The organism is Glutamicibacter sp. NPDC087661 (genome assembly GCF_044743275.1).
GTDB lineage: Bacteria > Actinomycetota > Actinomycetes > Actinomycetales > Micrococcaceae > Glutamicibacter.
Window position 1 is genome coordinate 1 of the sequence record NZ_JBIUWE010000011.1, and the last position, 2,917, is coordinate 2,917.

Genomic DNA, 2,917 nt, shown 5'->3' on the forward strand with positions numbered 1-2,917 from the left:
TTCTCGGCGACAAGGAAAAACTATACACAGGTTTTGGGGGTCCTGCAAATCGGGTGGGTGGTTTTTGACGGTGACCGTGCACACTTAATTCCGGAACTGCTGATTCGGCTCTTTCCATGTGCCCAATCGCTGGCAATTATTACCGAGCTAGGGCTGAGCGCGTAAACATTATTTCGCAGCTGCACAGAGCATCAGCGCCTGTACCTAGCGAGTTTATTGAACCCTTGAGAAGCGTACGCATATACGCGAACCCAATGAATTGTGCCCACATCAGCCGATTAGACGATGCGGGCGCATGCGTGCGTCTGAGCAAGGCACAAGAAGAGAACGCACATGGCGAAACGATGCATCTGGAGGTTCCATGCGCGTGACGGCCAAGGCGGCATCAGCGCAATGACTACCTAGAGCAGTCGGCATTGATGCCGGCCCAATACAGGTCTTGCAGTGCTACGTAAGCACCACCCTCGGCTACGGTGAATAGCAGCGATATTTCGATCGCTGCCACTCCACTTGATGATCTACCGAATACAGGATGAAGTCTATGAAGTTCACGGCGTTGGAACGCTATTGCCACCTCACTGGGCAATCGTATGGCGAGGTGACTCCCGAAGAACAGCAGAGCGATTATCAAGCCGGGGTAACTGAGCTTGACGGACAGCGGTGGCGGATCAGGACCGCAAGGATCACGCCAACAAAGCCAGGTGGGTTCGTAGCCATATGGCATCGGGACGAAACTGGGACTACTGCCCCCTACGAATCCGAAGAGGGACTGCGCGGAGTTATGGTCTTTATCGAGGAAGCCGGCTGTTTCGGCGTCTTCCGCTTTACTCAACAGCACCTCGAGGAGCTGGGCGTCTTCGCCTCAGCATCGGCTCCAGGCAAGCGCGGTTTCCGCGTCTATCCATCATGGACGGCTGGCCTTAAGGGGCAAGCGAAGAAAAGCCAGAATAGTCAGCTGCCTGCGTTCACGTTGCTCGCAGACTAACTTGTCCCGCTCAGACGCCTACTGCAGCTCCATGCGCCGGAACCTGAGTTCTCGTTGCGCACCACGCAAAGGTGAACCTTCAAAAGGCAACTCGCTGAGATCCACAGTCAATGCGGCTTTCAATGCCAACTGGTTCGCTGACTGCGTGGCCCGGTCAGCCAAGCCGAGCACCCTTGCAAGCTCCGCCCAGTGCTTCTTCTTCAGATTCTTAGCCTTGCCGGCAACAGTCAAAGCCATGGTGTCATCGCCGTAGACCAGGGTGCATGGGATGTCGTAGATGGGCGCTACATTAAACCGTCCATGCAAGTCCGCCAGAATCGAGACGTTCTTTCCATGCAAGTCGCCGTTGCCAGTTAGCCACGCAAAGACGAACTGAATGTATAGATTGCGCCTGGCGAGCACCGGAGCCTGGCACTGCAGCGCTAAGGCTTCAATAGCTTGTTCCGTGCTCACTGCATACTTGCTTGCCGGCGGAAGGTTCAATACCTGCATGGCATCTTCCAACGCCAAACGCGTGGGACTATCCGCCCCCTCGACACCCTCGCGATCGAACCTCTCGACCAGCAGCCCCGGACTCCCAGTGGAATCCAGTACTAGCCGATTGTTTGCGACCGGAAGTTTGAGCAATCGCGCTGCTTTCAGGTGCTGCGCCTCATTAACGACCAAATGCGGATGATCCCGGGGATCAAGCTTGAGCAGATAGGCGCTGTTCTTGAACTCCACTGGTGTTGTCAGCATGGTTGCGCTGATCTTGTCTTGCACGCCGGGGATCGAGTGGCGGTCCAAGGTGCGCGCGAGGACCGAGAAGTCGAGTTCGGCCGTGCTGCTGAATTCAGCAACCACGGGGGTTTGCTCCAGTGCTGATCCTTCCGGAACAACGCGTACATTGCCTGGAGTATCGGCGCCCACTGCCATCAGCAGAGTCAACTCGTCAGAGATGCTGGTCTTAGTTGCGTCCTTGAGAACGGTCAGGCGATGGCCTTCGGGCAATAGTCCCGAGAAGAACGATGGCAACGCGCCCCCAGGCCCCACATATGCCTCCGGGGAAGCTGGCAAAGATGTCGCAATGCCCGCGCCACCATGTGCAAGGTAGTCCTTGTTATAGCTGAAGGCCACGCTTCCGTCGGACTGTCTGGCTAGAGTGCCGGCGAGGTTTACGTTGCAGTAGACGTCAGCCTTGGTAACAAGCTTGAGCTCTTGGAGTTGCGGCTTCATTTGGCCACGCGAATTCGAAGGCCGAGTACATTCGCGACGGAGAGCACCGCTTCAATGGAGGGGTTTCCCGCCCCTCGTTCTATGGAGCGCAGCGTACGTTCGGAGATGCCAGCTAATTCAGCCAGCTGTTCCTGCGTCAGGCCATTCTGTTTTCTAACGCGCTGCAATTCGGCCCCTAGCTCAGTCACTGAATTCATGAAGGATCCTCTTCCGGCAGCATTTCGCCGATTGGCGACATTCTGCTCACTATCATTCAGTATGGAGCAAGAATCGGCAACAAGTTACCGAAATGATAGCCAGGTGCAAGCAATCGATTGTCAGAGGCATCAAAAGGCAGGATCTTGCCGATTGGCGGACCAGAACCCATCGGATAAAGCACCTGCAACGGAGCGGGCGTTCTCTCCCGTAGTGAGCCACGGAGGTCCAGGGCCACGCCGTCTGCTTAGTCGCTTCAAGCGAGTCCGACATCGGGACACAGCTTAGCCATGGCTGCATTCACAACCCCATGCCTGCCTGGTCGTTCCTTGAGCGGTCTGCGCTAGCGGCCAGCACTCAAGCTCGTTAAAGCAGAAGGGGAGGAGGAACCAGGCAGCACCAGCTGCCTAATTCCCCCTCCCCTTCCCGTTAAACAGGTGAGGCCCCGGCACCAAACGGTACCAGGGCCTCAAACCATCTACTCAAGTTAAGTCCGGCGGTGACCTACTCTCCCACACCCTC

Annotated in this window: 3 protein-coding genes; 1 reads left to right on the forward strand and 2 read right to left on the reverse strand. The window is 56.5% G+C overall.

Features of this window, described 5'->3' with window-relative positions:
- The first annotated feature begins 541 nt into the window (after positions 1 to 541).
- Complete coding sequence (locus ACIOTN_RS17975) at positions 542 to 985, forward strand: MepB family protein (RefSeq protein WP_038993720.1); 444 nt, start codon at positions 542 to 544, stop codon at positions 983 to 985.
- A gap of 18 nt (positions 986 to 1,003) precedes the next feature.
- Here the strand turns inward: ACIOTN_RS17975 and ACIOTN_RS17980 are convergent, their stop codons facing one another.
- Together ACIOTN_RS17980 and ACIOTN_RS17985 are read right to left on the reverse strand one after the other, a co-directional pair.
- Positions 1,004 to 2,200: a type II toxin-antitoxin system HipA family toxin gene (locus ACIOTN_RS17980; RefSeq protein WP_105662737.1), complete on the reverse strand. Its 1,197-nt coding sequence runs from the start codon at positions 2,198 to 2,200 to the stop codon at positions 1,004 to 1,006.
- Positions 2,197 to 2,397 (reverse strand): helix-turn-helix transcriptional regulator, encoded by a 201-nt coding sequence (locus ACIOTN_RS17985; RefSeq protein WP_105662736.1) that lies wholly within the window; start codon positions 2,395 to 2,397, stop codon positions 2,197 to 2,199. Before ACIOTN_RS17985 ends, ACIOTN_RS17980 begins: the two co-directional genes overlap by 4 nt.
- Between the last annotated feature and the right edge of the window lie 520 nt (positions 2,398 to 2,917).